This window comes from Nocardia sp. NPDC058666, from assembly GCF_042714895.1.
GTDB lineage: Bacteria > Actinomycetota > Actinomycetes > Mycobacteriales > Mycobacteriaceae > Nocardia.
This window is the reverse complement of sequence record NZ_JBHXRY010000098.1, coordinates 1-1,147: the sequence shown is the minus strand read 5'-3', so window position 1 is coordinate 1,147 and position 1,147 is coordinate 1. Positions and strand designations below refer to the sequence as shown.

Here is a 1,147-nt window from a genome sequence, read left to right as displayed (position 1 = left end):
GTCAACTTCTTCGAGTACATCGCGGAGGAGGTGCGCGAGATCCTCGCCGAGCTGGGCTTCCGCACGATCGAGGAGGCCGTCGGCCACGCCGAACTCCTCGACACCACCAAGGCCGTCACGCACTGGAAGGCGCAGGGCCTCGACCTGGAGCCGCTCTTCTACGTGCCGGAGCTGCCCGAGGGCGCGGTCCGCCACGCCCTGATCGAGCAGGACCACGGCCTGGAGAAGGCCCTCGACAACGAGCTGATCGAGCTCGCCTCCGAGGCCCTGAACGCCGCCACCGCCGAAGCGGCCCAGCCGGTCCGCGCCCAGGTCGCGATCCGCAACATCAACCGGACCGTCGGCACCATGCTCGGCCACCAGGTCACCAAGAAGTTCGGCGGTGCGGGCCTGCCCGACAACACCATCGACCTGACCTTCACCGGCAGCGCCGGCCAGTCCTTCGGCGCCTTCGTGCCCAAGGGCATCACCCTCCGCCTGGAGGGCGACGCCAACGACTACGTCGGCAAGGGCCTCTCCGGCGGCCGCATCGTGGTCCGCCCGGACCGCGGCGCCGACCACCTCGCCGAGTACTCCACCATCGCCGGCAACACCATCGGCTACGGAGCCACCGGCGGCGAGATGTTCCTGCGCGGCCGCACCGGCGAGCGCTTCTGCGTCCGCAACTCGGGTGCCCTGGTCGTCTCGGAGGGCGTGGGCGACCACGGCTGCGAGTACATGACCGGTGGCCGGGCGGTCGTCCTGGGCGAGACGGGCCGCAACTTCGCGGCCGGCATGTCGGGCGGCGTCGCGTACGTCATCGACCTCGACCCGCACAACGTCAACGTCGGCAACGCGGGCGCGGTCGAGACCGTCCTGTCCGACACCGACAAGCAGTGGCTGCACGATGTGGTGCGCCGCCACGAGGAAGAGACCGGCTCGACCGTGGCCGCGAAGCTCCTCGCCGACTGGTCCGTCGCGGTGGACCGGTTCAGCAAGATCATCCCCACCACGTACAAGGCAGTGCTCGCCGCCAAGGACGCCGCTGAGCTCGCCGGACTCTCGGAATCCGAGACCACGGAGAAGATGATGGAGGCGGCGACCCATGGCTGACCCGAAGGGCTTCCTCACCACCGATCGCGAGACCGCCTGCACCCGTCCCGTCGCC

The 1,147-nt window shown here is 70.0% G+C and carries 1 pseudogene; it reads left to right on the top strand.

Annotated features, from left to right (window positions below):
* Nucleotides 1–1,092 (top strand): annotated as a pseudogene (locus ACFWVD_RS28750) (glutamate synthase subunit alpha); the annotation flags it as partial.
* Between the last annotated feature and the right edge of the window lie 55 nt (nucleotides 1,093–1,147).